Source organism: Microbacterium galbinum, assembly GCF_023091225.1.
Taxonomy (GTDB): Bacteria; Actinomycetota; Actinomycetes; order Actinomycetales; family Microbacteriaceae; genus Microbacterium; species Microbacterium galbinum.
This window is the reverse complement of sequence record NZ_JAHWXM010000001.1, coordinates 2,701,005-2,725,376: the sequence shown is the minus strand read 5'-3', so window position 1 is coordinate 2,725,376 and position 24,372 is coordinate 2,701,005. Positions and strand designations below refer to the sequence as shown.

Here is a 24,372-nt window from a genome sequence, read left to right as displayed (position 1 = left end):
GCGCTCACTTCTCGCACGCGAACCGCGCGACCTGCACGAGGGTCGCCCCCGAACCACGACGCACGAACCGCCCGCGTCCCGGCACCATCTGCTCGGCGTACACCTTCGCCAGCAGCGGGCCCTCGCCCCGATCACCGCTCATCACCAGCGTCGATCCGCCGGTGTCGCGCAGCGCCTGCAGCGACGTGTCGAACATCGCCCGCGATGCCCCCAGCACCGGCCGGGTGAGCACGACGTTCAAGCCGAGGTCGCGCGCCGAGGCGAGGTACGGCAGCAGCGGCCGCAGCGGCTCGGTGCCGCCCGCCGCCAGCACGTCGAAGTCGTCGATCACCACGAGAATCCTCGGCCCCGATGCCTTCGCCGCCTGCCGCTTGTCGAGCTCGATCGCGATCGACTCCGCGAGCTGGCGCGCCAACGGAGCGGTGGCGGCGTGCCCGCCGAGGTAAGGCTCGGGCACCTCGTCTGCGAGATCGCCGCGCACATCCATGAGTGCGATGACCAAGTCGTCCGGTGTGTGGCCCGCGAGCGCGCCCCGGACGATGCCCCGCAGCACGGTCGTCTTGCCGCACCCGGTGTCTCCGAGCACCATCAGGTGAGGGTCACTACGTGCGAGATCGAGCGAGAACGCCTTCATCGTGTCCTGCCGCAGCCCCAGGGAGATGATCGACGGATCGATCCCGGCATCCGCAAGCGTCTGCGGGTCGAGGTCCTCCGGGAGCAGCCGGATCGGCGCCGCCTCCGGCCCCGCCCACGACTCCGCGGACTGCCGCGCGAGCGCTTCCAGCATCTCGCCGACGCCCACCGAGTCGTCGTCCTCGAGCACCGGCAGCGCCACCTGCGCGAACTCCGAGGCATCCGTCAGTGCGCGCCCTGGTTCATCGCGCCGCAGCGACGACGAGAGCTTGCGCGAGACCTGCGAGTCGCTCGGGTCGTTGAGCCCCAGTTCGATCCGTGTGCCGATCACTCCCTGCTGCGGCGAGCGCAGATCGTTCCAGCGATTGAGCGTGACCACGACGTGGATGCCGAAGCTGCCGCCGCGATCGAGGAGACGCTGCAGCGCACCCTCGTACTCCTCGAAATCGGTACGCAGCGTCGCATAGCCGTCGACGAGCAGCACGACATCGGCCGAGGGCAACTGCGGGAGTTCCCCGGCGGCGTGCCGGCGACGCAGCTCATCTACCGAGTCGATCCCCTCTGCGCGGAACGCCTGCTCGCGCACCTCGAGCATGGTCGTGAGTTCTTCGAGCACGCGACCCACGCGCTCCCGATGCCCGCGCGTCGCGACACCACCCACGTGCGGGAATCCCTCGATGCGTGCGAGGCCGCCGCCGGTGAGGTCGAGTCCGTACACGCTCACCTGGCGCGGTGTACGGGTCACCGCGATCGACGCCGCGACCGTTCGCAGGAAGGTCGAGCGACCGGACTGCGGTGCGCCCATCACGCTGACATGCCCGCCGGAGCGGGTCAGATCGAGCCTCCACGGATGCTGCCGCTGCTGCACCGGTTCATCGAGCAGACCGATCGGAATGCTCAGCCCCGCGGCATCCTCGATCGCACCGCTCGACGGCAGCAGCCCACCGAGCGTGACCCGCGTGGGAAGGGGCGGTAACCACACCGGACGCGTGCGGACCGCGCCCTTCGCCAGCCCCTCGACGGCTACGTCGACCACTGTTCGCTCGGGCGGCATGTTCTCCGTCGCGGAGATCTCCTGCACCGCCGCAGCCCCGTCGGCCTCGACCTCGGGGAGCGGCTGAACGACGTCGTACGCGGAGATCATCCTCATCCGTGGAACCTCGGTCGTCTCGACCGGCCGATCCCGGAGGTCGTCGACGGGCCCCGAGACATAGCCCGCGCGCAGTCGGGTGTAGATCGAGGTGTCGACCTTGAGATAGGCGTAGCCGGGGATCGCCGGCAGGTGGAACGCATCCTGCGTGTCGAGCACCATGGCGCTCTCGGCGGCCGAGAACGTGCGCAGCCCGATCCGATACGACAGGTAGGTCTCGAGGCCGCGGAGCTTGCCCGCCTCTATCCGCTGGCTCGAAAGCAACAGGTGCACACCGATCGAGCGGCCGATGCGTCCGATCGTGAGCAGCAGATCGACGAACTCCGGCTCGGCGGTGAGGAGCTCGCCGAACTCGTCGATCACGAGGAACAGATGGGGCAACGGCGGTAACTCGGGCCGACTGCGTCGGAGCTGCCGGTACTGCGTGATCGATGCCGAGTTGTCGGCGGCTTTGAGGAGCTGCTGGCGGCGCACGACCTCCCCGTTGATGCTCGCGCGCGCTCGCTCGGTGAGCTGCGGATCGTCGGCGAGGTTGTCGATGATCCCGGCGACGTGCGGGAGACGCGCGAACGGCGCGAACGCCGCCCCGCCCTTGTAATCGACGAGGATCATGCTGAGGTCATCCGGCCCGTGCGTGGCCGCGAGCCCGAGCACGAGGGTGCGCAGCAGCTCGCTCTTGCCCGACCCCGTCGCACCGATGCAGATGCCGTGCGGCCCCATACCGAGCTGCGCGGATTCCTTGAGGTCGATGAGCACCGGAGCGCCCGTGTCGTCGACTCCGATCGGCACGCGGAGGAAGTCCGCGGAGGAGCGCGGCACCCACGCCTGACGCGGATCGATCTGCGCCACGTCGCCGAGGCCGAGGAGTTCGCCGAGGTCGGGCGCCACCGCATCGGTCGCCTCCGCCGCCGTCGCCCTGCTCATCCGCAGCGCAGCGAGCGGACGCGCGACCGTCTCGAGCAGCGCCTGCCCGACGGCGTCCGCCGCGCAGAGCACCGGGTCCCCCGGCTCGGCCGGGTTCTCGATCGCGCAGCCGGCCGCATCGACCGCGACGCGGGCGACGACGTGCTCGGGCTCCTTGAGGCGATCGTCGACGATGTGCACGATCGTGATGCCGAGGTCGGCGGCGTCGAGCACCGGGTCCCAGCGCGGCGGAGTCGTCGCGTACCCGTCGCCCTCATCGACGAAGAGCACGAGCCGCACCGGCCGGATGCGGCGTCCGGCCCGGCGTGCCGCCGTCGTGGCGGCCACACGATCCCGCAGTTCCGGCGCGATCAGAGCGAGCAGGTCGTCGAGCGTCGGCGCGATGCGGCGCGCCAAGGGCTGATCGGCGGCAGGGCGCGGCGCTCCTGCGTGCGGGAGCAGGTCGAGTCCGCGCCAGTCGCCGAGGGCGGATGCCGGGACCACGGCCGCGAGGTGCACCTCGTCGGGAGAGTGGAACGTCGCGATCTGCAGCGCGATCGATCGCGCCACCTGCAACGCCCGCGTCCGGTCGCCGACGATCGCGTACTGCCCGCCCGTCGAGAGGTCGATCGTCGCCGGCATCCCCTGCACCACTCCCGCGGAGCGCACCAAACGCTCGGCGGCCGCCTTCATGATCGGGTCGTACGGCTGCACCGGATTCGATTCCTCGGGCAGCACCACCGGGAGCACCGCGAGGTCGCCGGTGCCGATGCGCACCTGCAGGAAGTCGGGGTCGGAGGGGCGGCATTCCCAGCGACGCGCCGGGTCGTGCCCGAGCTCGACGAGCGCCGAGGGCGACGGATGCCGGGTGAGCGCCGCCCGCCGCACGTGCGCCACTCGGTCGCGCTGCTCGGCGCGGACGTGCTCGAGGTGGTCGAGATAGCGTTCTCGCTGCATCCGACGCTGACGTGCCGCGTTTCCGCGCGTCGTGAAGGCCATGCCGATGCCGCCGACCAGAGCGACGACGAGGATCACCGCGCCGATCACGACGAACATCGGGTTACCCCGGAGGAGCACCATCATGGTGATCGACGAAAGGCTGCCGACGATCGGCAGCACCGACTGCAGCGGGAAACCGGCGGCGTTGTCGTTGCTCGCCGGCGGCGCGGTGAGCACGATGCCCTCCGGGGGTTCCGCCGGGAGGACGGCCCGAGCAGGACGATGGACGATGGACTGCGTCATGCGTCGACCTTCCCGATGAGGGTCCCCGCGAGACGAAGCAGGGCCTGGCGCGCCCGGAAGGATCGCGCCGGCTCTCCCCCGGCCAACCCCGTATCGTGCGGCACGACGATCACCGGCTGCTCGGTCTGCGCCGCGATCACCGCGGGAACCCGTCGCGATTCCCTGCTCGCATCGACGAGGGCGACGACCGCCCGCGGACTCCCCGGCAGGGCGTCGATCGCCTCGACCACGACCCGGGCCAGTTCCGCCCCCTCGCGCCATGCGGGGGCGACGACGCAGACCGCATCGCAGAGCCCGGCGATCTCGCCGATCTCACGATCGGGATCACGCGGACCGAAGTCCGCGATCACGACGTCGTGGAAGCGCATGATGGGTGAGACCTCACGCTCCCACGCGACGACCGGGCGGGCCCCGGCATCCGACGGCCGGGCCCCGAGCACACCCGACGTCATCTGCAGCAGCTGCCGAGCGTCGCCGCTCGTGCGGAACAGGCGTCGGTCCCGACGCGGTGGCGTCTCGACGATCCCGAGCCGCCGGGCGAGATCGCCCTCGGGCGAGAGGTCCGCGACGAGCGGTGGAGCAGCGCGCCGTCGAGCGACGAGGCGTCCGATCTCACCCGCGACGGTCGTCGCACCGGCTCCGGCGGAGAGCTGGACGAAGCCGATCCGACGGACCGTGCTCATCGGTCGGGTGATCGCCGCGTCCCACGCCGCGAACCGGGTGAGGAGCGCTGCACCGCTGCCGAACATCGCCACGGAGATCGCCCCGCGGTCGAGCGGCATCACGCGCCCCCTCCGAACAGTGCGAGCAGATCGGCGTAGATCCCGAAGACCCCCACCGCCATCGGCACGATCGCGATCACGGCAGCGGTCTCCAGTGCGTCGCCGAAGGAGCGGAGCCGCGCTCGCTGATGCGCTTTCGGGCGGGCGAGCCCGGCGATGGCCGCTGTCACGCCGATCACCACGGCACCGGCGACGACGGTCCACCCGAGCGAACCGTTCACGATCAGGGTCGCCGCGGCGACGGCGGCGATGCCGATCCCGGCCGCCCAGAGCAGGAAGCCCTGCGACCGGAGCGGGAACGCCCGCGATCGCAGCAGCACCACAAGCGCGAGCGACGCCGCGAGGAGCCTCGGCCAGACGGCATCCGTCATCCAGAGGACGATGCCGCAGAGGACGAGCACCGCGGCCAGCACCGCCACGACCCAGTCGAGGGTGCGATACGCGTCGGACACGGCGCCCAACGCGGCGGGTCTCGGCAGATCGGCGCTCTCGGCCGCCCGATGGTCGAGGCCCGTGAGACCGGAGGCCGAGAGCGCGAGCCACGGCACGAGTCCGAGGAGCACGGCGGCGACGACGCCGATCACCGCGGCGGCCTGATCGTGGCGCATGCCCATCGCCAGTGCCGTCAGCAGCGGCACCGTCAGCACGATCCCCAGGGCACCGCCGACCATCGCGCCACGCGAGCCCCGCGCGACCCCTCCCCCGATCAGGAGCACCGCCGACCAGGCGAGCGTGACCCAGAGAGCGGTGATCGGAAGGACGGATGCCGGGTGCGTCGCGGCCTGCGCAGCCGCCGCGTGCAGCGCGGCAGGCGCGCCCGCCCCCACCGCCGCGGTCGCCATGACGGCCGCCGGCCGACGTCGACCGAACAGACCGAATCCCACGGCGCAGACGAGAAGCAGGCCGAGCAGACCGAAGCGCACTGCACCGCCGGCGACGCCGTCGAACGGCACCGCGATCGACGCGGCAGCCGCGGACAGCGCGACGACGACCGCGCTGACGGCGGCCCTCGATGCGTCACTCCAGCGGTCGTTGCGGTTCTCGAGCTCGTCGGCGAGCACGTCGACCACGTCGATGACCATCGGTGGCGGCGGCGCGGAGTCGAACGGGAGCAGGCGCAGCACCGAACCGTCGACGAGACTCTGCTCACGGGCGGAGCGCTCGAGGTCGAGCGAGTCCCCGATCGCGGTGACGAGCGCGAGGGGGCGTCCGCCGGCACCGGAGGGTTCCGCCAGGGCATCGATCAGCTGCGGCAGCAGACTGCCGAGCGGGTCATCGCTCGACACCGCGATCTCGACGCGCCGAGACGAACCCCGAACGCTCAGGCGCGTGTAGTCGCTCACACCGGCTCCTCTTCGATGATGCTGATCGACGCGTTCTGCCGCGCCTTCCCGGCCGCCTGCGCCTGGAGCAGGTCGGTGACGAACGAGATGCCGACGCACACCGCGCAGGCGAGCGCCGCCACGATGAGGGAGGCGATGAATCGGCGGACATTGTCGTTCACCGTGCGTCGATCCGAGATGCGCCCGTGCAGCAGTGCCGAACCGAGCCGGAAGCGCTGCGTGCGCGCCTCCTCGATGAGGGCGCGATCGCGGAGGTCAGGCATAGTGCCCTCCTCGGGAGTCTTCGTCGCGTTCATCGGCCACATCAGAGGCACCCCGGCGATCCCGGCGGGAGCCGGCGATCGTGAGGCTGCGATCCCCCAGCCGGAGCACGGCATCCGCGGGCATGCGCGTCGGCACGAACGGGTCGAGCGACGCGCATTCCACGCCGACCTCCATCGCCGTCCCGTTGGCGGAGCCGAGGTCGGTGACCCACACGCTCTCGCCGTCCCATTCGAGCCGGGCGTGGGTCTTCGACAGCGTGCGCGAGAGGTCCGGCCAGGAGAATCGCTGCTCGCCCCGGGCATCCGTCGTCGGGTTCCTGCCGACCACCAGAGCGCGCGCGAACGGGAGTCGCTGACCCGAGTCCAGCAACGCGACGGTGTTCGTCGCCGGCGCGGGCGGATGCTGCGCGGCGGCGCGCTCGGGGAACCGGTAGAGCGCCACAGCGGAGGAGATCGGATCGCGACCGCGACGGATGTCGAGCACCCGGAGCCGACGACCGACGAGGTCGGCGACGAGGAGGCGTCCGGAGGGGCATCCGCTCGACCGCTCGACGATGCGGAGCCCGAACATCCGGGCGCCGAGCGTACGCCCGTCGTAGGCGAGGGCGATCACCTGACCGCCTGCGATCCCCAGCGCGAGCAGCACGAGCCCCGCACCCGCGAGAGGCTCCCCTGCCGCAGACGTCAGCACGGCGCAGATCATCGGCACGAACACCGTGAGGGTGTCAGATACCAGGGCGGGACACCATGCCCTGGTATCGGCTCGCTCGCAGTAGACGAACGCGTCGAGGCCGCCATCCGTCTTTCCAGCCGTGCTCATGACCCCCCTTTATGGAGTGCGCCCCACGCGCGCCCACGGTCGGCGAGTTTATACATATGAGGACACCTCGCGATGACCACCTGTGGATAAGGGTGTCGGCACGGGCATCGGCGACGACCGCGACCGCGCTGTTCACGAGTGGGATTCCGAGGGCATTCTCGAGGTCGAACACATCCATGGTGTACGGAACTTCAGTTCGGAGGGCGGGATCGTCCACGACAAGCCCCACGGCAATGGACCGGAGGTCACGGAGCGCGGATTCGCGACCGACGGGCACAACGCACAGCGCTCGAGTCTGCCCTACTACCGGGTGGACCCGGGTCAATTGCTGCTGAGCCCCGTGTGGGCGGCGTCGCACCCCTGGGAGGCACCCGCCGTCGGCTACCTCGACCCCGATTCGCAGTCGTTCGAGCAGTCTGTCGTCGATGTCGCCCACGCAGCCGAGAATCCGCGCTCGGGCGAGTAACGTCCTCATCCATCGGAGAAAGAGTTTCAGGCGCGGTCTGTGGATAACTTCCGCGTTATCGCAGGCCGCCCTGTTACTCTCTCCTCGCCCATCGGGGGCGATGGCGTCTTCGCGACCGCGAGGACGGGAGGGCGACGAAAGGAAGACCGGAGCATGAAGTTCGATATGGGGGCCGAGACGCTCAGCGTCCTCGGCAAGCAGACGTCGGGATCCAGCGACGACCTCGGCGCGCTCGTGAAGCAGCTCGTGGTCGCCGCCGACCCGCTGATGCAGGTGCACGCGGGTGCGGCGAAGGCCGCATTCGACAGCTTCAAGGGCCGCACCGATGAGGTCGCCGCCGAGCTGAACTCGTCACTCGCCGCTGTGCTCGGAGGCATCTCGGGCATGGACCGCGCGTTCCGCGAGGGAGAGTCCGAGATGGTCGATCAGACCCGTGGGGCCGAGAGCGGTGCGTCGTTCGAAGCCGCCCGCTTCGGCGGATCGCGCTGAGAAGAAGGAGACAGAAAATGGCATACGAAGATCGCCGCGCCTACAGCGTCGCCGCCTCGCAGGAGGTCCAGGGAGAGTTCAACCGCGTCTCGGGTCTGCTCGAGAGCCTGATCGCCGACCGCGACAAGGCCGTGCAGAACGCCATGGCCGACTACTCAGCCGATGGGGTCTCCGAGGAGTACCGCGGCAAGGAGCTGCGGTGGAAGAACGCCGCCGACGAGGTGCGCAACATCATCACGCTGCTGCGCAGCACGATGGAGAGCAACGACGGCACCGCCTCGCAGGCGGGTGCTCGCGCACGCGCGGCCGTCGAGAACATCGGCTGACGCCCGCGAGCGGATGCGTCACCGAGAGAGCCTGGGTCCCTGAGCATGCCGACGGGCCCCAGGCTCTCTCACGCGTAAAGGGGCATCAGCCCGCGACGTGCCGCTCGTCCGGGCCGACGTACTCCGAGAGCGGGCGGATCAGCGCGTTGGCACCGGCCTGCTCGATCACGTGCGCCGTCCACCCCGTCACCCGCGCCGCGACGAAGAGGGGCGTGAAGGTGAGGGTGTCGAACCCGATCAGCTTGTACGCCGGACCCGAGGGGTAGTCGAGGTTCGGGTAGATGCCCTTGCGTGCGACGAACTCCGACTCGAGCGCGTCGTACAGCGCCGCGACCTCCGGCTTGTCGAAGTGCTCGACGAGCGTGTCGAGAGCCGCCTTCATGGTCGGCACCCGCGAGTCGCCCTTCTTGTACACGCGGTGCCCGAAGCCCATGATCTTGCGCTTCTCGGCGAGGGCCTTGTCGAGCCAGGCCTCGACGGCATCCGCCGACCCGATCTCGTCGAAGATGTGCAGCACGGCTTCGTTCGCTCCGCCGTGCAGCGGACCCTTGAGAGCGCCGATCGCCCCGACGACGGCCGAGTACAGGTCGCTGAGCGTCGACGTGATGACCCGCGCCGTGAAGGTGGAGGCGTTGAACGAGTGCTCGGCGTAGAGGATCATCGACCGGTTGAACGCGTCGACGACCACGGCATCCGCCTCTTCGCCGAACGTCATCCAGAGGAAGTTGGCCGAGTAGTCGAGGTCATCGCGCGGCTCGATGAGCTCCTGCCCGCGGCGGCGGCGCTGGCCGTAGGCCACGATCGCGGGGAGCGCCGCGAACAGGCGGATGCTGCGCTCGAGGTTCTGCTCCGGGCTGCCGCCGGCATCCAGCACCGATCCGCCCGCACCGGGGTCGGACGCTCCGATCAGGCTGACCGCCGTGCGAACCTCGTCCATCGGGTGCGCGTCCAGCGGTACGAGGTCGATCGCGGCCCGCACGTTGTCGGTGAGAGCACGGTGCCGTCGCTCCTCGACGCGGAACGCCGCGAGCTCCTCCGGCGTCGGCAGCTCCCCGTGCCACAGCAGGTACGCCACGGCCTCGAACGACTGCGTGGCGGCGAGTTCCTGCACCGGGTATCCGCGGTAGAGCAGGCTGTTCGTCTCGGGATTGACCTTCGAGATGGAGGTCGTGTCGACGACGACCCCAGCGAGGCCCTTCTTGATGTCCGGTTCGGTCATGCTCACTCCTTCGTGTGCTGCTTCGTGTGCTGCGGCGCTCAGCGACCGGGCTGGTCGAGCGTGAAGTTGAAGACACCCGAGTCGAAGTGGTTGTACGACTCGTAATCGATGAGCTCGTAGAGATCCGCGCGATGCTGCATCTCTCCGAGCATCGACGTGAGATGCCCGTCCGTGTTCAGCGTATCGAGCGCGCGGCCCGCCGCGCCCATCGCGGTGCGCAGCAGCGACACCGGCCAGATGACGATGCTGACGCCCGCGCTCTGCAGCTGAGACGTCGAGAAGAGCTCGCTCTTCCCGAACTCGGTCATGTTGGCGAGGATCGGCACGTCGAGCGCGTTCGCCATCGCCTCGAACTCCGAGAGCTCGCGCATCGCCTCGGGGAAGATCGCATCCGCACCCGCATCCACGAGCGCCTTCGCGCGGTCGATCGCGGCATCCAAGCCCTCGATCGCCCGGATGTCGGTGCGCGCCATGAGCAGGAAGTTCTCGTCGCGGCGCGCATCGGCGGCGGCGCGGATGCGCTTGATCGCCGTGCTCTCGTCGACGACGCTCTTGCCGTCGAGGTGCCCGCAGCGCTTGGGGTTCACCTGGTCTTCGATGTGCATGCCGGCGAGCCCGGCATCCTCGAGCTCCTGGATGGTGCGCGCGACGTTCATCGGCTCGCCGAACCCGGTGTCGGCATCGACGATCGCGGGCAGATCGGTCATGCGGGCGATCTGCTTGGCACGGCCGGCGACCTCGGTGAGCGTCGTGAGTCCGATGTCGGGGAGCCCCAGGTCGGCCGAGAGCACGGCGCCCGAGATGTAGACGCCCTCGAAGCCCTTCTCAGCGATCAGGCGCGCGCTCAGCGGATTGAACGCACCGGGGAAACGCAGCAGCTCGCCGCTCGCGAGGCGCTCACGCAGCACGCGGCGCTTCTCGGCCGGGGTGGTGGAGGAGTACAGCATCAGAAGAGGCCCTTCGGAGCGTCCGCGGCGTCGAGCAGGCCGGGCTTCGCGACGATCGACAGCTCGCCGACCTCGGCCGCGGTCAGCTCGGGCAGGCGCTGCACGAGTTCGAGGAAGCGCTCGATCTCGGCGGACTCGAGCACGGGCTCGGCCAGCAGCCGGAACTTGGCGATGTAGTTCTCGCGAGCGAAGGGGCGGGCGCCGAGCGGGTGCGCGTCGGCCACGGCGATCTCATCGACGACGGTCGAGCCGTCGGTCAGACGGAACTCGACACGACCGCCGAACGCCTTCACGTCCGGGTCCTCGGAGTGGTAGCGACGGGTCCACTCGGCGTCCTCGGCCGTGGTGATCTTGCGCCACAGCGCGACGGTGTCTTCCCGACCCGCGCGCGACGGAGCGTAGGAGTCGACGTGGTGCCAGCCGCCGTCCTGCAGCGCGACCGCGAAGATGTACGGGATCGAGTGGTCGAGCGTCTCACGCGACGCGGTCGGGTCGTACTTCTGCGGGTCGTTCGCTCCCGAGCCGATCACGTAGTGCGTGTGGTGGCTGGTGTGCAGCACGATCGCCTCGATGTTCGCCGGGTCGCGGAGGGCCGGGTTCTCGGTGCCGAGCTTGCGGGCCAGATCGATCCACGCCTGTGCCTGGTACTCGGCCGAGTGCTCCTTCGTGTACGAGTCGAGGATCGCGCGCTTCGCCTCACCGGCGGCGGGCAGCGGCACCTCGTACGCGGCATCCTTGCCGTCGAGCATCCATGCGATCACGCCGTCCTCCCCCTCGTAGATCGGGGCGGGGCTGGTCTGACCGCGCATCGCACGGTCGACCGCCTCGACGGCCATCTTGCCGGCGAAGGCCGGGGCGTGCGCCTTCCACGTCGAGATCTCGCCCTTGCGGCTCTGGCGGGTGGCGGTGGTGGTGTGCAGCCCCTGGCCGACGGCCTGATAGATCGTCTCGACGTCGAGCCCGAGGAGCGTGCCGATGCCGGCGGCGGCCGACGGGCCGAGGTGGGCGACGTGGTCGATCTTGTGCTTGTGCAGGCAGATCGCGCGCACGAGGTCCATCTGGATCTCGTAACCGGTCGCGATGCCGCGCACGAGCGCCCGACCATCGGCGCCGGTGTGCTGCGCGACCGCGAGGATCGGCGGGATGTTGTCGCCGGGGTGCGAGTACTCGGCGGCGAGGAAGGTGTCGTGGTAGTCGAGCTCGCGCACGGCCACGCCGTTCGCCCAGGCCGCCCACTCGGGGCTGGTGCGGTGGTCGAGGGCCGCGCCGAAGAGGTTGGCGCCGACGCCGCCGGTCGAGACCGGGTGGCTGAACGCCTGCGCACGGGCGGCGTTGATCGGGGCGCGGGTGAGGGAGGCCGCCGCCACCGAAGCGTTGTCGATGATGCGGTTGATGATCATGTCGACGACCGGCTGCTCGACCTCGACCGGGTCGGCGGCGACCTCGGCGATCTTCCAGGCGAGCTGGTCTTCGCGGGCGAGGTTCTCGTCGCTGCGGTGGACGCGGACGTGGTGGGTGACGGTCATGGTCTTCCTTCGGTCGCGGGGGCTGTCGCCGGATCGGCGGGGAGGGAGTCGAGGATGCCGGTGAGCGCGTTGTGCAGGTGCACGTGCGTGGCGTGGGCGGCGAGGTCGCCGTCGCGGGCGGCAAGCGCCTGGGCGATCGTGCGGTGCTCCGAGGCGGATGCCGCGAGCCGCGCGGGCTTGTCGCGGGCCATGCGCCGCACCCGCACGAGGTGCGTGCGCACGGTGCGGAGGGCGGCGGCGATGTAGTCGTTGGCGACGGCCGCGTCGAGGGCCGCGTCGAAGCGGGCGATCAGGGCGTAGTAGGCGTCGCGGCCCTCGCCGGCTTCGAGGTCGACGTGCGCGAACTCCTCGGCGAGTGCGGCGAAGACGGCGGCGTCTCCGCGGGTGGCGGCGAGGCGGGCCGAGGTCTCTTCGAGCGCGCGGCGGATCTCGAAGAGCTCGCGGATGTCATCCGCATCGAGGTCGGCCACGACCGTGACGCGCGGCGACTGCTGCACGACGAGTCCGTCGGCGGCCAGACGACGCAGGGCTTCGCGGAGCGGTGTGCGGCTGACGCCGAGCCGCGCGGCCTGCTCGACCTCTCCGAGGACCGAGCCCGCGGGGAGAGCCCCGGACTGGATGCCGTCGAGCAGCGCCGCGTAGGCGCGATCGCCGGCGGTGGTGCGCTCGGCGGAGAGTGTCATGACTTTAGTGTATACACAAAGGCGTCCGTGCGGCGCTCTTCGACTGCGAGCAAGCACCTGACGTATACACTCCGCGGCTGCTCACGCCTTCTGGCGCGAGTAAGGATGCCAGTGGGCCGTGAGCGCTGCGATCATCGCGCCGCCGGCCGGCGTCTGCTCGGGCACGGGCTCGAGCACGATCCCCTCGGCTGCGAGATCGGCGAGCACTGCTGTGCGGAGCGCGACGATGCGCGCGCTGTCTTCGACGCCCAGCTCTTCGGATGCGTTGGCCTGGATCTCCGCTGCGCGTGCATCGAGTTCGGGTTGCATGCGCTCGACGGCGACGTTGATCACCGTGTCGATCTCGAGCCTCTCCTCGGGGCGCAGCATCCGCACGAGCAGCACGAGCAGCATTCCGCCCACGCCGATCACTCCCCCGGCGATCACCAGCGGCAGCACCCACATCTCCGGACGGGAGAGCTGGAAGGCGACGGCGGCGCCGAGGGCGATCGCGAGGCCGATCTGCATCCGCACGGCGGCCCAGTTCCACGGACGCCAGCCGGTGGCGGCGAGGACCATGAGGTCCGCCAGCGCGGAGAATCCGACGAGCACCGCGAGCAGTACCTCCGTCTGCGCGGGGTCGCTGCGGAACCCGCTGGCAACGGCGGCGGACACCGCTCCCGCGAGGAGGGCGGCGAACAGCACGAAGATCGCCCATCCACCATGCGGACTCCGAGCGCCGTACTCCCGTCGCATCCGCCGTCGGCACTCGCGCCAGGCGTTCTCGGCTGCGTCACGAGCATCCGCCCAGATCCGGAGCGCGAGGTCCCCGTGCCCGACGACGCCGAAGACCGCGCGCTCGACCTCCTTCGCATCGATGTGCGCGGGGTTGGTCGGCAGATTCGAGCGCGTACGCGCGACCTGCTCGGCGAGGCCCTCAGGCATCGGATGCGCGGAGAACTTCAGGTATCCACGTATCCAAGAGGACTGCGATGATCACACCACCTGCCGGCGCGCTCGCATCTACCGGCCCCCCGGCAGGAACCGGTCCTCGGGACCCGACGATGCTCGCCTGTTCCGACGCAGTCAGTTGCGCGGCGAGGTCGGCCCGCATCCGCTGTTCAGTAGCCGCCACTTCGGGGCGCATGCGATCAAGCGCCACATTGATGGCCGTGTCGATCTCCTCCGCGCCCTCCGGGTCGGCGGCGCGTGCCACGAAGTAGGTGATGAGTGCACCGATGCCGATCACCGCGGCGCCGATCACGACGGGCGCGGTCGGCAGGCCGCGCGACACCTGGAACGCAGCAGCGAGGACGAGGGCAATCGTGACGATCACCTGAGATCGAAGCGTGCCCTGACTCATCGGACGGAAGCGACTCGAAAGGACCACGAGAAGATCGCCGATCGCAGCTATCGCCGCAAGTGCGGCGGCGATCGTCCCTGTTTCCGCAGGGTTGAATCGGAATCCGCTGGTGAGCACCGCTGCGACGGCCGCGCAGAGCGCGGCCCCGAGCAGGGTGAAGGAAGCCCAACCCCATCGCGGGTACCGTGCACCATATCGAGCCCGCAACCCTGCCCAACAGTCGCGCCGCGCCTTGTCTGCAGCCTCCCGGGCTGCGTGCCAGGTCTCGAGAGCGAGGTCCTTGCGACCCACCCGCTCGAAAGCGTTCACCTCCGCCGTCGCAGCATCCAAGAGTTCGCGCTGTGCGGGCCGTGTCGATGTGCGCTCAGTCGACATTCTCATCTCCTTCTACGTCGAACGTCGCCACCACCTGCTCGGCGAGCCCCTGAACCGCGGCTGCCGCGAGAGGCGTCAAAGACGACAGTGCGGCCACGACGCAGCGCCCGCGAACGTCCGCCACGTAGACGGTCGACACGGTCTGCGGCAGTGCGACCTCTGTGTCGCCGACAGCGCCCTGCTCATCGAAGAGGGTGACTCGCCACCCCGCGACGCCGCCGAAGTCGAGCGGCAGCGCCTCGCCCGGCCAGGGACTGGGCACGAGCGCCTCGGCGATGCCAACCGCACCCTGGCTCGTCGCGGGCGCGGGCACGCCGTCGAGCGCCGCGATCCCGAGCATCGCGTACAGCTCTGCGGACGGATCGCACAGCAGCAGAACCGCACTCAGGTCGGTGTCGACGCGGGCGCCCAGCGCCAGAGCGGATGCCGTGGCCACAGCTTCGCGCGCGTTCTCCGGCGCGGACGCGACCTGCCGCTCGTACCAGGCGGCGACCTCGTCGACTCCGGGAACGGTCTGCCAGATCTCGGGATCGGCCTGCATCGTCAGCTCAGCCACGTCGCCACCGCACGCTGGCCACGATGCTGTCGCAGAGGAGCGAGATCGCGTTCATCGCTTCATCGGGCAGCTGCGCGCCGTCGGCGCCACGCAGGATCTGCGAGCGGAACATCAGCCCGACCGTCGGGTGTCCGGGAACCGGGATCAGATATCCCGAACCGGCGATATCGACCTCACCTCCCTCGACCTCACTGCGCTGATCCGCATCCCACCGGAGGATCGTACCCGCGGGATCGAGCGGGGCCGCACCTCGGTTCGCGATCAGGCCGCTCCCGACGTCCTGCAGCGTACCCCCGCCGGGTGCGCGCAGCCACGACGCGACGAGACTCACCGGCACGAAATCCTTCGGGTCGGCACCTGCCGGCGCGAAGACGCGCACGATCTCGGCGCGAGAGGCATCCGCACGCGCCGTCGCCATCATCTCCTCGACCCGCGCACGCATGACCGCCCGGTTCGCGACCGGGAACTGATCGAGAACCGCGTCGAGCCGGGGGCGCATCGAAGTGAAAGAAGCATCAGTGGCCTCCCACCCCGGGGGCAGCAGGACGGCGAACGCGGGCATGCCCGCGGATCCACCGACGAGTTCGGCGCGCAACGACATCGGGAGCCTCCCTGGTATCGACCGGCGTCGAATGCCGGTATCGAGCCTACTGGCTCTAGCTCAGCGCACTGTTGAGGCCGGTGAGGGTGCCGAGGATTCTCACATACACATCCGTCGCCCCGCCGATCGCCTGCGCGGCGTTGGTCGGGTTGCCGGCAAGCGCCTGCCAACCCGCACGCCACCCTCCGACCAGTTCGTTGCCCTGAGTGAGGAACCTCGGGGTGTAGAGCATTCGCATGAGGTTCTGCGAGTTGAGCCCGTGAGCCCCCTCGAAGAGGTCGGGAATCCGCGTCTTCAGGAAGTCGTCGAGTTTGCCGGCGTACTGCGCGAAGTCATCGCCACCGATACGGAAGATGGCGGCGATCGTCGGGAACTTACCGGGATTGATGAAGGTCGCGAACTTCGCGAGCTTGCCGAACGGGATGATGCCGATCGCCGCGAGAGCCACACTCTGCCAATCGCCACGGCCGGCGTTGAGCTTGGCGATCTCGCCCAGCAGGCTGAGCACGCCAGCCACGGCGGCGAGCACGCCCGCCAGGAGGGCGAGAGGACCCGTGACGACGAACGCGACGATGATGAGAAGGATGCCGACGACGAGCAGCACCGCGAGCATGGCCTCGACGAACGGCATCGAGTTGTCCCAGAAGCTGTCGGAGACACCGTCCTCGTTGACCTGCTCGAGACTCGAGCAGGCGGTCTCGTAGGCGTTCTCCCACGTCTCGGTCGGGGCGTCGAAGCCCGACCAGTAGTACTCCCAATCCTCGACGGCGGAGTCGAAGGCGGCCTGCTCCGAAGCATCCGTGGGCGCCGTGCCGGTCTGCTCGACGTCGTTGCGCTCGTTGCGCTCCCACTCGAGTCGGTCGGCGGTGGCGCCGCCGAGCGCGGTCGACGCGGCCCTGACCTCCTGCCAGGTGCGCTCCGCTCCACTCACCCGCCAGCCGGTCTCGCCCTGCGCGGTCGAGAGGCTGCGCCCGTAGGCGGCGAGCGCCTCTCCGCTCGGCCGGTACCGCGACGCCGCGGTCGACAGGTCGGCGTGGACCTTCTTCGCCTGCTCGCGGATCGCCTCGAACGACTCCCCCTTGCCGACCGTCCCGTCGGCGAAGAGTTCGAGGGTGCGTGCGGCGCGGGCCATCTTCTCGCCGAGGGCCTCGATGTCGGCGGCGTGCGCGGCGATCGCGCCGGGGTCGCCGTCGATCGTGCGCACCTCGCGTCGGCCGGGGGTGTGCGGCATCTCGGCCTGCGAGTAGATGTAGGAGTTCTCGGTCATTCCTGCGTCTCCATGCTCCGAGCGAGTTCGTTGTCGGCTTCGATCCAGCCGTCGCGGGCATCGTCGATGCGGGTCTTCATCTCTTCGAGTTCCCGGCGCAATGTCTCGCGCTTGTCGTCCCAGGCGGACTCGAACTCGTCGGCGGCACGGGAGAGCCGCGTGTCGCCCATCGGCTCGTCGATCGCCTCGAGCAACCGTCCGGTCCGGGCACCAGCGCCCGCTTCGCCGAACTCCGCCATGATCGCCCCGAGAGCCGTGCTCAGCTCCCGCATCGACTCCAGCGGGATCTCCACCCCATCAGCCATGTCGCCCCTCCGATTCCGAGCACCAGCATAAAGGCGAGGGTCGCGGGGTCGCGATGGGGAGAAGGACCCATCCCCTTCCGATCGATGAGGTTTCAGCGCCCCTCCGGCACCGGCTCGACGAATTCCGCGGGCGGCGCGGGCTCGCCGAGCTTCACCACGACGACGCCCGCGAGCACGAGCGCTCCGCCGAGCGCCTGCAGCAGATCGGGCAGTTGCCCCAGCAGCAGCCAGCCGAACAGCAGCGCGGCGACGACCTCGACGAGCGCGACGAACGACGCCAGCCTCGATCCGAGCATCCGCGTCGAGGCGATCCCCAAGAGATAGGCGAGGGCCGTCGCGAGCACACCCATCGCGAGCACGGGCACGAACCACGGCACGGTGCCGAAGCGGTAGGCGATGTCGTCGGTGCTCCAGGCGATCGGGAGGATGCCGACGGCTCCGGCGATCGTGAGCCCGACCGCGCCGAGCAGCAGCCCGCTGCCGGCGAGAGCGAGCGGCGGGAGTCCCGTGTCGGCCTTGGCCGACAGCACGAAGTAGGTGGCCGCGCCGACCATCGCGCCGAGCGCCCAGAGGATGCCGGCGACGTTGACGTCGGCACCGGTGACGATGTCGAGCATGAGCACGAGGCCGACGAAGGCGATCGCGGCGCCCAGGATGCTGCGGCGGCTGGGCTTCTCGCCCCGGCGGATCCAGAGCCAGAGGATGACGGCGACCGGCGCCGTGTACTCGATGAGCAGGGCGAGCCCGACGTCCATGACGGCGACGGCCTGGAAGTAGAACAGCTGCGTCGCGGTGACGGCGAGCAGTCCGTAGGCGGCGATGATGCCGGCGTTGCGGCGCAGCAGGTGCCAGCGCCCGCGCAGGGTGAGGATCGTCGGGATGAGGAGCACGAGGGCGGCGACCCAGATGCGCGCGGTGACGGCGGCGCCGGGCGTCCACCCGGCGTCGATCAGACCGCGCGCCCATCCACCCGACATGCCGAACGCGAAGGCGGCGCCGATCGCCAGCGGGAGACCCAGCTTGACGCCGCGCGCCGTCCGCACGTCATCGGTCACAGTGCTCATGGCAGGTGACGCTACTCGCGGCGAATGTAAGATGTCAACATGATCTTCACCGATGACACGACGGATGCCCTGCAGGCATCCGTCTGGCTCGTGAACTCCGCCGAGCACCCCGACACGCTCGAGACCCCCGCCGACGAGGAGACCTTCCTCGAGGAGTTCCCCTACACCGGCCGACTCGACCGGGACGAGGCCGAACTCGCCGATCTGCGCAGCATCCGTCCGCGCCTGCGCGCCCTGCTGCTCGCGCCGCGCGACGAGATGGCCGAACGCGTGAACGACGTGCTCACCGACACCCCCGTCGCGCCGCAGCTCGTGCGCCACGGCGACACCGACTGGCACCTGCACGCCGTCGGCGACGAACGGCCTCTCGCCGAACGCGTGCTGATCGAGACCGCGATGGCCCTGGTCGACGTGATCCGGCAGGACGAGGGCTCCCGCCTCTCGATCTGCGACGACGAGACCTGCGAGGCGATCGCCCTCGACCTCAGCCGCAACCGGTCCAAGCGCTACTGCTCCCCCACCTGCGCCAACCGCAACGCGGTGGCCGCGTACCGCGCCCGGCAGGCGGAGGGATAGCTGCGCACCTGCGCAGCAGACCACGCGCAGATGGATGTAGACGCCAACCTGTAGTAACAGGTATGCTCACCTGTAATGACAGGTTGTGGCGCGATGCCCGACCAGCAATGACGCTGCGCGACGAGGAGCACCGATGCCCACCTTCCACACCCCGCCGATCCAGCCGATGGCGATCGCCTTCGACGCCGAGAAGCTGACCCTCTCGCCCGAGGGCCCCACTCTCACCCGGCGGATGTCGGACCTCGAGGGACTCTTCCTCGACCACGACGCCTGGAAGGCCGCAGCCGAGGGCGACAACCCCGTCGTCTACACCGTCGTCAGCTCGCCCGTGCCCGAGACCGATCGCGAGCTGCCCCAGTCGATCACCACGATCATGCCCGGCGACACCTCCGGCGAGCTCTGGATGACCAAGGGCCACCAGCACCCGAACCACCAGGGCGAGATCTACCTCGCGCTCAAGGGTCGCGGCGGGCTGCTCATGTTCGACGGCGAGCGCACCGAATGGCTCGACATGCTGCCCGGCACCATCGGGTACATCCCGCCGGGTTGGGCCCACCGCTCGATCAACACCGGCGACGAGCCCTACGCGTTCCTCGCGGTGTACCCCGGCGGCGCCGGTCACGACTACGGCTGGGTGCTCGAACACGGCATGGGATCCCGCGCCTACCGCGGCACCGACGGCTCGGCCGACCTGCGCCCGTACACGACCGCGAGCTGAGCCGGCCATGCTGATCGCCCACGACCTCGGCACCACGGGGAACAAGGCTTCGCTGCACCACGACGACGGGCGCCTGGTCTCATCGGTCACGGTGCCCTACCCCGCGCACTTCGCCGCGGGCGGTGTCGCCGAGCAGAACCCGCTCGACTGGTGGAACGCGGTCGTCGAGGCGACCCGCACCCTGCTCGCGAAGACCGGCACCCTCCCCACCGAGGTCGCGGGTCTCGTCGTGGGCGGTCAGATGATGGGCGCCGTGCTGCTCGACGCCGACGGCGAGCCCGCCCGCCCGGCGATCATCTGGGCCGACACCCGCTCGGGCGCGCAGCAGCGCGAGCTCGAGCAGGCGCTCGGCGCCGAGCACGCCTACGGCATCCTGGGCCACCGGCTGAACCCCACCTACTCGGTCGAGAAGATCATGTGGGTGCGCGACAACGAGCCCGACGTCTGGGCGCGTGTGCGCCGGTTCTGCATCGCGAAGGACTTCATCGTGCTGCGCCTCACCGGTCGCCTCGCGACCGACCGCTCCGACGCCTCGGGCACCAACGCCTACGACCAGCGCACCGGCACGTGGTCGAGCGAGGTGCTGCAGGCGGCACGTCTCGACCCCGCACTGTTCCCCGAGATCCTCGACTCCACCGCGATCGCGGGCCCGCTGACGGATGCCGCAGCCGAGGCCCTCGGCCTGCACACGGGCGTGCGCGTGGTGATGGGCGGCGGCGACGGCCCGCTGGCCGCGGTCGGCTCGGGCGTGGTCGCGCCGGAGGACGGCGCCTACGTGTGCCTGGGCACCTCGTCGTGGATCTCGTTCGCCGCGGATGCGCCGCTGCACGACCCGGCGATGCGCACCTTCACGTTCGACAACGTCGTGCCGGGATCGTTCGTGCCCACCGCCACGATGCAGGCGGGCGGAGCATCCGTCCAGTGGATCGCCGAGGCGCTCTCGGCCGACCCGGCGCACCCCGACACGGGGCGGCTCACCGCCGAGGCATCCGCCGGCCTCGACACCGACGACCTCTATTTCCTGCCCTACCTGCTCGGCGAGCGCTCCCCCCTGTGGGACCCGGACGCCCGCGGCGCCTTCGTGGGTCTCGCCCGTCACCACACCCGTGCGCACCTCGTGCGCTCGGTGCTCGAGGGCACCGCGTTCAACCTGCTCACGTGCATCCAGGCGTTCCGCGCCTCGGGCGCCACGATCGACCGCATCGACGCGGTCGGCGGCGGCGCGCAGAGCGATGTGTACCTCTCGGTGCTCGCCGATGTGTGGGGCGTGCCGGTGCGCCGTCGCACCATCGTCGAAGAGGCGAACAGCCTCGGCGCCGCGGTCACGGGTGCCGTCGGCCTGGGCCTCGCCGAGTTCTCGGCCGCCCGCGCGCTCAGCGAGGTCACCGCCGAGTTCACGCCCGACCCCGCCCGCCACGCGGTCTACGCCCAGCGCCACGCGCGCTTCACCGAGGCGTACACGGCCCTCGCCCCCTGGTTCGCCGGGCGACCGAGCGTCGAAACGACGAACTGATGGGCGTCATCCTCGTCACCAGCCGTTCGTTCTCCGACGGCGACCTCGACCTGGTCGAGCGGGCGGCGGTCGCCGGGCACCGCATCCTCCGCGGCCCCGCGCACCACGACCTCGACGAGCTGCGCGTGCTGCTGCACGGGGCGGATGCCTGGATCGCCGGCACCGGCCCCGTCACCGGCGCGCATCTCGCCGCGGCGCCGAAGCTCAAGATCATCGCGCGCTACGGCGTCGGCACCGAGGCGGTTGATCTGGCCGCGGCCCGGAGCCGCGGCATCCCGGTGTCGAACACTCCCGGCGCGAATGCGGATGCCGTCGCCGATCACGCGGTCGGCCTGATGCTCGCCGCCCTGCGGTTCGTGCCCGACGGCGATCGCCGGGTGCGGGCGGGCGACTGGGGAGTGCGCCGGGGCCGTGAGCTGGGAGCGGCGACCGTGGGGATCGTGGGCTTCGGCCGCATCGGCCAGGGGGTCGCGAAGCGGTTGAGCGGATTCGGATGCCGCATCCTCGCCGCCGACCCGTTCCTCCCCGCCGAGGTCGTGCGCGCCGCGGGCGCCGTGCCCACGGTGCTCGACGAGCTGTTCGAGACGGCCGATCTGATCTCGCTGCATGCGCCGGGCGGCCAGCTGCTCGTCGATGCCGGCCGACTCGCCCGCATGCGTCGCGGCAGCGTCATCGTCAACACCGCCCGTGGCGACCTGATCGACGAGGCCGCGGTCGCCGACGCCCTGCACGACGGCATCCTCGCCGGCTACGCGGCCGACACCCTCGACGGCGACACGGCTGCGAAGAACAGCCCCCTGCTCGCCGATGCCCTCGCCGATCGGGTGATCGTCACCCCGCACCTCGGCGCCCAGACGACCCAGGCCGTCGACAACATGGGCTCCCTTTCGCTCGACGACGTGATCGCCGTGCTGAAGGGCTCCGACCCCCGCTTCCCCGTGACCGCCCCGTAGGAGAACCCGATGACCACTTCCCTTCCCGCTTCCCTCCCCGTCGACGCGGATACCGGCGCCGGGTACATGGGCTTCGTCGGCGTGAGCACCGGATCGTCGTCGATCATGCAGGTGTTCCCCCGCTGGGCCGATGTGCTGGGCCTCCCGACCCGCGAGCTGGTCGGGCACGACCTCCCGATGGATGCCACGCCTGCGCAGTACGTCGCGATGGTCGAGCAGATCCGCGATGACCCGAACCACCGGGGAGCGCTCGTCACGACCCACAAGATGAACGTGTACGCCGCGGCATCCGATCTCTTCGACGAACTCGACCCGTTCGCGGTCTCGTGCAGCGAGATCTCGAGCATCTCGAAGCGCGGCGACCGCCTCATCGGACGCGCGAAGGACCCGATCACCGTCGACCTCGCCCTGAACGACTTCCTGCCCGCCGATCACTTCGCCCGCACGGGAGCCGAGGTCGTCATCCTCGGTGCGGGCGGATCGGGCACGGCGCTCAGCTGGGCCCTCGCCGAACGAGCGGATGCCCCGACGCGGGTGACCGTGACGGCGCGCAGCGACGAGGCGCTGGAGCACCTGCGCGCCGTCCACGCGCAGCACGGCACCGCGGAGGGACTGATCCGGTACGTGCGCACCGACACCCCCGCCGAGGCGGCGGCCCTGGTGGCGGCGGCGCCCGCGGGTTCCGTGATCGTGAACGCCACCGGCCTCGGCAAGGATCGACCCGGCTCGCCCCTGCCCGACGACGTCGTCTTCCCCGAGAACGCGTACGTGTGGGAGTTCAACTACCGCGGATCGCTCGAGTTCCTGCACCAGGCCCGCGCTCAGGAGCAGGCGCGATCGCTCGTCGTCGTCGACGGCTGGCGCTACTTCATCCACGGCTGGTCGCAGGTGGTCGCCGACGTGTTCGAACTCGATCTGACTCCCGAGATCGTCGAGCAGCTCGCCGAGGCGGCGGAGTTCGCGCGCCGATGATCCGCACGGTCCTCGGCGACATCGACCCGGCGCTGCTCGGGGCGACGAACTATCACGAGCACCTGTTCCAGGTGAGTCCGCTGCTGCCCGGTGACGAGCTCGACGGCGAGGCGCTCTCGGGCGCCGAGGCCGAGGGTCTGCGCGACAGCGGGTTCGCCGCGATGGTCGACGCGACCCCGTTCGGGATCGGACGCGACTCCGAGGCCGTCGCACGCATCAGCGCCGCGACCGGACTGCACATCGTCGCCACGACCGGGCGTCACCGAGAGGCGCACTACGCGACGGAGCATCCCACCCGCACCTGGGGCGTCGACGCCCTGACCGCGCTGTTCGTGCGCGACATCGTGGAGGGGATGCCGGTCGACGACGCCGAGGTTCTCACCTCGCCGACCCCGCGCACCGCGCACGCTCCCGACGGAGCCCCGGTGCGCGCCGGAATCCTCAAGGGCGGGATCGACTACTGGCGCATCAGCGACTTCGAGCGCACGACCCTCGACGCCCTCGCGGCCGCGCATCGCGAGACCGGGGCGCCGATCATGGTGCACCTCGAGTTCTGCACGGCGGCCCACGAGGTGCTCGATCTGCTCGCGGCGGCGGGCGCGGCATCCGATCGGATCGTCCTCGCGCACGCCGACCGCGACCCCGACCCGGGCCTGCACGCCTCGCTCGCCGAGCGTGGCGCCTACCTCGGTTACGACGGCATGGCCCGGCCGCGCACCCGATCGGATGCCGAGCTGCTCGCCCTCACCGCCGCGGTCGTCGAACGCGGCGCCGGCGACCGGGTGCTGCTCGGCGGCGACGTCGCGCGCCGCACCCGCTACCTCGCCTACGGCGGGATGCCCGGGCTCGCCTACCTCGGCGAACGCTACGTGCCGCGCCTGCGCGCCCTCATCGGAGACGAGGCCGTGGATCGGATGCTCGTCGCCAACCCCGCCCGCCTGCTCGCACTCTCGCGCTGAACCGACCGACCTCTGGAGACACCGTTGTCCGACGCATCCGCATCTGAATCCGAACCCACCATCCTGCACGCCACCTTCACCGCCCGCCCCGGCGAGGGCGATCGCGTCGCCGAACTTCTGCGCGAGTTTTCCGTGGAAGTACAAGCAGAAACAGGTAACGTGGTCTTCGATGCCACGCGACTCGTCGACGATCCCGATCGCTTCTTCGTGTACGAGGTCTATCGCGATCACGCAGCGTTCCAGGCGCACATCTCGGCCCCGGCCGGTGTGCCGTTCAATGCGGCGCTGCAGGAACTGATCGTGGAACCCTCTTCGCAGCTCACATTCCTCCGCCGTCTCTGACGGCGGATGCAACCGGAGGATCCCCCCCTCTCTCCGG

26 protein-coding genes are annotated in these 24,372 nt (G+C 70.4%); 10 read left to right on the top strand and 16 right to left on the bottom strand.

The genetic code is table 11. The features are described from left to right. Positions 1–4: 4 nt before the first annotated feature. The 5 genes from eccCa to KZC52_RS13050 are packed head-to-tail and all read right to left on the bottom strand — an operon-like array spanning position 5 to position 7,136. Positions 5–3,928, bottom strand: a complete 3,924-nt coding sequence (gene eccCa / locus KZC52_RS13070) for a type VII secretion protein EccCa (protein ID WP_247624480.1) — start codon at positions 3,926–3,928, stop codon at positions 5–7. Further along, positions 3,925–4,710: a P-loop NTPase family protein gene (locus tag KZC52_RS13065; protein WP_247624479.1), complete on the bottom strand. Its 786-nt coding sequence runs from the start codon at positions 4,708–4,710 to the stop codon at positions 3,925–3,927. Before KZC52_RS13065 ends, eccCa begins: the two co-directional genes overlap by 4 nt. Next, positions 4,710–6,053 (bottom strand): EsaB/YukD family protein, encoded by a 1,344-nt coding sequence (locus KZC52_RS13060; protein ID WP_247624478.1) that lies wholly within the window; start codon positions 6,051–6,053, stop codon positions 4,710–4,712. The genes KZC52_RS13065 and KZC52_RS13060 overlap by 1 nt, the downstream gene beginning before the upstream one ends. Further along, entirely contained in the window at positions 6,050–6,316 is a 267-nt protein-coding gene (locus KZC52_RS13055) for a hypothetical protein (protein ID WP_247624477.1), read from the bottom strand. The genes KZC52_RS13060 and KZC52_RS13055 overlap by 4 nt, the downstream gene beginning before the upstream one ends. Continuing rightward, positions 6,309–7,136 carry an FHA domain-containing protein gene (locus KZC52_RS13050; protein ID WP_247624476.1) on the bottom strand — a complete coding sequence of 276 codons (828 nt, stop codon included), beginning with the start codon at positions 7,134–7,136 and terminating at the stop codon, positions 6,309–6,311. The genes KZC52_RS13055 and KZC52_RS13050 overlap by 8 nt, the downstream gene beginning before the upstream one ends. Positions 7,137–7,218: 82 nt before the next feature. On the opposite strand from KZC52_RS13050, the gene KZC52_RS13045 reads away from it, so the two are divergent. The 3 genes from KZC52_RS13045 to KZC52_RS13035 all read left to right on the top strand — a co-directional run bounded on the left by KZC52_RS13045 (position 7,219) and on the right by KZC52_RS13035 (position 8,417). Beyond that, entirely contained in the window at positions 7,219–7,602 is a 384-nt protein-coding gene (locus KZC52_RS13045; protein WP_247624475.1) for a hypothetical protein, read from the top strand. 153 nt (positions 7,603–7,755) lie between these two features. Beyond that, entirely contained in the window at positions 7,756–8,091 is a 336-nt protein-coding gene (locus KZC52_RS13040) for a hypothetical protein (protein WP_247624474.1), read from the top strand. A 17-nt stretch (positions 8,092–8,108) separates the two neighbouring features. Then, positions 8,109–8,417, top strand: a complete 309-nt coding sequence (locus KZC52_RS13035) for a pore-forming ESAT-6 family protein (protein WP_247624473.1) — start codon at positions 8,109–8,111, stop codon at positions 8,415–8,417. An 85-nt stretch (positions 8,418–8,502) separates the two neighbouring features. Here the strand turns inward: KZC52_RS13035 and KZC52_RS13030 are convergent, their stop codons facing one another. The 11 genes from KZC52_RS13030 to KZC52_RS12980 form a co-directional block, all read right to left on the bottom strand. Then, a complete protein-coding gene (locus KZC52_RS13030; RefSeq protein ID WP_247624472.1) occupies positions 8,503–9,636 on the bottom strand; it encodes a bifunctional 2-methylcitrate synthase/citrate synthase in 1,134 nt (377 codons plus the stop codon). 38 nt (positions 9,637–9,674) lie between these two features. Further along, on the bottom strand, positions 9,675–10,583 hold the full coding sequence (gene prpB / locus KZC52_RS13025) for a methylisocitrate lyase (RefSeq protein WP_247624471.1): 909 nt from the start codon (positions 10,581–10,583) through the stop codon (positions 9,675–9,677). Beyond that, the gene (locus KZC52_RS13020) at positions 10,583–12,109 is read right to left on the bottom strand and encodes an MmgE/PrpD family protein (RefSeq protein WP_247624470.1); all 1,527 of its coding nucleotides are present in this window, start codon (positions 12,107–12,109) and stop codon (positions 10,583–10,585) included. The genes prpB and KZC52_RS13020 overlap by 1 nt, the downstream gene beginning before the upstream one ends. Continuing rightward, positions 12,106–12,792: a GntR family transcriptional regulator gene (locus KZC52_RS13015; protein ID WP_247624469.1), complete on the bottom strand. Its 687-nt coding sequence runs from the start codon at positions 12,790–12,792 to the stop codon at positions 12,106–12,108. The genes KZC52_RS13020 and KZC52_RS13015 overlap by 4 nt, the downstream gene beginning before the upstream one ends. Positions 12,793–12,873: 81 nt before the next feature. Next, entirely contained in the window at positions 12,874–13,716 is an 843-nt protein-coding gene (locus tag KZC52_RS13010) for a hypothetical protein (RefSeq protein ID WP_247624468.1), read from the bottom strand. After that, complete coding sequence (locus KZC52_RS13005; RefSeq protein WP_247624467.1) at positions 13,709–14,509, bottom strand: hypothetical protein; 801 nt, start codon at positions 14,507–14,509, stop codon at positions 13,709–13,711. The genes KZC52_RS13010 and KZC52_RS13005 overlap by 8 nt, the downstream gene beginning before the upstream one ends. Continuing rightward, positions 14,499–15,065: a hypothetical protein gene (locus KZC52_RS13000; RefSeq protein ID WP_247624466.1), complete on the bottom strand. Its 567-nt coding sequence runs from the start codon at positions 15,063–15,065 to the stop codon at positions 14,499–14,501. Before KZC52_RS13000 ends, KZC52_RS13005 begins: the two co-directional genes overlap by 11 nt. Next, positions 15,058–15,666, bottom strand: coding sequence for a hypothetical protein (locus KZC52_RS12995; RefSeq protein ID WP_247624465.1), 609 nt, complete (start codon positions 15,664–15,666; stop codon positions 15,058–15,060). Before KZC52_RS12995 ends, KZC52_RS13000 begins: the two co-directional genes overlap by 8 nt. A 55-nt stretch (positions 15,667–15,721) precedes the next feature. Beyond that, a complete protein-coding gene (locus KZC52_RS12990) occupies positions 15,722–16,933 on the bottom strand; it encodes a hypothetical protein (RefSeq protein ID WP_247624464.1) in 1,212 nt (403 codons plus the stop codon). Continuing rightward, positions 16,930–17,238: a hypothetical protein gene (locus KZC52_RS12985; protein WP_247624463.1), complete on the bottom strand. Its 309-nt coding sequence runs from the start codon at positions 17,236–17,238 to the stop codon at positions 16,930–16,932. The genes KZC52_RS12990 and KZC52_RS12985 overlap by 4 nt, the downstream gene beginning before the upstream one ends. Before the next feature lie 92 nt (positions 17,239–17,330). Then, on the bottom strand, positions 17,331–18,302 hold the full coding sequence (locus KZC52_RS12980; RefSeq protein WP_247624462.1) for an EamA family transporter: 972 nt from the start codon (positions 18,300–18,302) through the stop codon (positions 17,331–17,333). A 39-nt stretch (positions 18,303–18,341) separates the two neighbouring features. Between KZC52_RS12980 and KZC52_RS12975 the strand changes: the two genes are divergently transcribed. From KZC52_RS12975 to KZC52_RS12945, 7 genes are all read left to right on the top strand, one after another. Continuing rightward, a complete protein-coding gene (locus KZC52_RS12975; protein WP_247624461.1) occupies positions 18,342–18,878 on the top strand; it encodes a CGNR zinc finger domain-containing protein in 537 nt (178 codons plus the stop codon). A gap of 133 nt (positions 18,879–19,011) precedes the next feature. Continuing rightward, complete coding sequence (locus KZC52_RS12970) at positions 19,012–19,596, top strand: glucose-6-phosphate isomerase family protein (protein WP_247624460.1); 585 nt, start codon at positions 19,012–19,014, stop codon at positions 19,594–19,596. Positions 19,597–19,603: 7 nt separating this feature from the next. Beyond that, on the top strand, positions 19,604–21,109 hold the full coding sequence (gene xylB, locus KZC52_RS12965) for a xylulokinase (protein WP_247624459.1): 1,506 nt from the start codon (positions 19,604–19,606) through the stop codon (positions 21,107–21,109). Next, entirely contained in the window at positions 21,109–22,062 is a 954-nt protein-coding gene (locus KZC52_RS12960; RefSeq protein WP_247624458.1) for a phosphoglycerate dehydrogenase, read from the top strand. Before xylB ends, KZC52_RS12960 begins: the two co-directional genes overlap by 1 nt. Before the next feature lie 9 nt (positions 22,063–22,071). Continuing rightward, the gene (locus KZC52_RS12955; protein ID WP_247624457.1) at positions 22,072–23,034 is read left to right on the top strand and encodes a shikimate dehydrogenase family protein; all 963 of its coding nucleotides are present in this window, start codon (positions 22,072–22,074) and stop codon (positions 23,032–23,034) included. Continuing rightward, a complete protein-coding gene (locus tag KZC52_RS12950; RefSeq protein ID WP_247624456.1) occupies positions 23,031–23,993 on the top strand; it encodes a phosphotriesterase family protein in 963 nt (320 codons plus the stop codon). Before KZC52_RS12955 ends, KZC52_RS12950 begins: the two co-directional genes overlap by 4 nt. A gap of 24 nt (positions 23,994–24,017) precedes the next feature. After that, positions 24,018–24,335, top strand: a complete 318-nt coding sequence (locus KZC52_RS12945; protein WP_247624455.1) for a putative quinol monooxygenase — start codon at positions 24,018–24,020, stop codon at positions 24,333–24,335. The last annotated feature ends 37 nt before the right edge of the window (positions 24,336–24,372 follow it).

Excerpts from the sequence above, each read along its gene's own strand:
- KZC52_RS13030 (WP_247624472.1), bottom strand. The coding sequence starts at position 9,636 with ATGACCGAACCGGACATCAAGAAGGGCCTCGCTGGGGTCGTCGTCGAC.
- KZC52_RS12950 (WP_247624456.1), top strand. The coding sequence starts at position 23,031 with ATGATCCGCACGGTCCTCGGCGACATCGACCCGGCGCTGCTCGGGGCG.
- KZC52_RS13050 (WP_247624476.1), bottom strand. The coding sequence starts at position 7,136 with ATGAGCACGGCTGGAAAGACGGATGGCGGCCTCGACGCGTTCGTCTAC.
- eccCa (WP_247624480.1), bottom strand. The coding sequence starts at position 3,928 with ATGACGCAGTCCATCGTCCATCGTCCTGCTCGGGCCGTCCTCCCGGCG.
- prpB (WP_247624471.1), bottom strand. The coding sequence starts at position 10,583 with ATGCTGTACTCCTCCACCACCCCGGCCGAGAAGCGCCGCGTGCTGCGT.
- KZC52_RS13015 (WP_247624469.1), bottom strand. The coding sequence starts at position 12,792 with ATGACACTCTCCGCCGAGCGCACCACCGCCGGCGATCGCGCCTACGCG.
- KZC52_RS13040 (WP_247624474.1), top strand. The coding sequence starts at position 7,756 with ATGAAGTTCGATATGGGGGCCGAGACGCTCAGCGTCCTCGGCAAGCAG.
- KZC52_RS12970 (WP_247624460.1), top strand. The coding sequence starts at position 19,012 with ATGCCCACCTTCCACACCCCGCCGATCCAGCCGATGGCGATCGCCTTC.
- KZC52_RS12990 (WP_247624464.1), bottom strand. The coding sequence starts at position 16,933 with ATGACCGAGAACTCCTACATCTACTCGCAGGCCGAGATGCCGCACACC.
- KZC52_RS13065 (WP_247624479.1), bottom strand. The coding sequence starts at position 4,710 with ATGCCGCTCGACCGCGGGGCGATCTCCGTGGCGATGTTCGGCAGCGGT.
- KZC52_RS13035 (WP_247624473.1), top strand. The coding sequence starts at position 8,109 with ATGGCATACGAAGATCGCCGCGCCTACAGCGTCGCCGCCTCGCAGGAG.
- KZC52_RS13020 (WP_247624470.1), bottom strand. The coding sequence starts at position 12,109 with ATGACCGTCACCCACCACGTCCGCGTCCACCGCAGCGACGAGAACCTC.
- KZC52_RS13005 (WP_247624467.1), bottom strand. The coding sequence starts at position 14,509 with ATGTCGACTGAGCGCACATCGACACGGCCCGCACAGCGCGAACTCTTG.
- KZC52_RS12955 (WP_247624457.1), top strand. The coding sequence starts at position 22,072 with ATGACCACTTCCCTTCCCGCTTCCCTCCCCGTCGACGCGGATACCGGC.
- KZC52_RS12985 (WP_247624463.1), bottom strand. The coding sequence starts at position 17,238 with ATGGCTGATGGGGTGGAGATCCCGCTGGAGTCGATGCGGGAGCTGAGC.
- xylB (WP_247624459.1), top strand. The coding sequence starts at position 19,604 with ATGCTGATCGCCCACGACCTCGGCACCACGGGGAACAAGGCTTCGCTG.
- KZC52_RS13010 (WP_247624468.1), bottom strand. The coding sequence starts at position 13,716 with ATGCCTGAGGGCCTCGCCGAGCAGGTCGCGCGTACGCGCTCGAATCTG.
- KZC52_RS13055 (WP_247624477.1), bottom strand. The coding sequence starts at position 6,316 with ATGCCTGACCTCCGCGATCGCGCCCTCATCGAGGAGGCGCGCACGCAG.
- KZC52_RS12995 (WP_247624465.1), bottom strand. The coding sequence starts at position 15,666 with ATGTCGTTGCGCGCCGAACTCGTCGGTGGATCCGCGGGCATGCCCGCG.
- KZC52_RS12960 (WP_247624458.1), top strand. The coding sequence starts at position 21,109 with ATGGGCGTCATCCTCGTCACCAGCCGTTCGTTCTCCGACGGCGACCTC.
- KZC52_RS12975 (WP_247624461.1), top strand. The coding sequence starts at position 18,342 with ATGATCTTCACCGATGACACGACGGATGCCCTGCAGGCATCCGTCTGG.
- KZC52_RS12980 (WP_247624462.1), bottom strand. The coding sequence starts at position 18,302 with ATGAGCACTGTGACCGATGACGTGCGGACGGCGCGCGGCGTCAAGCTG.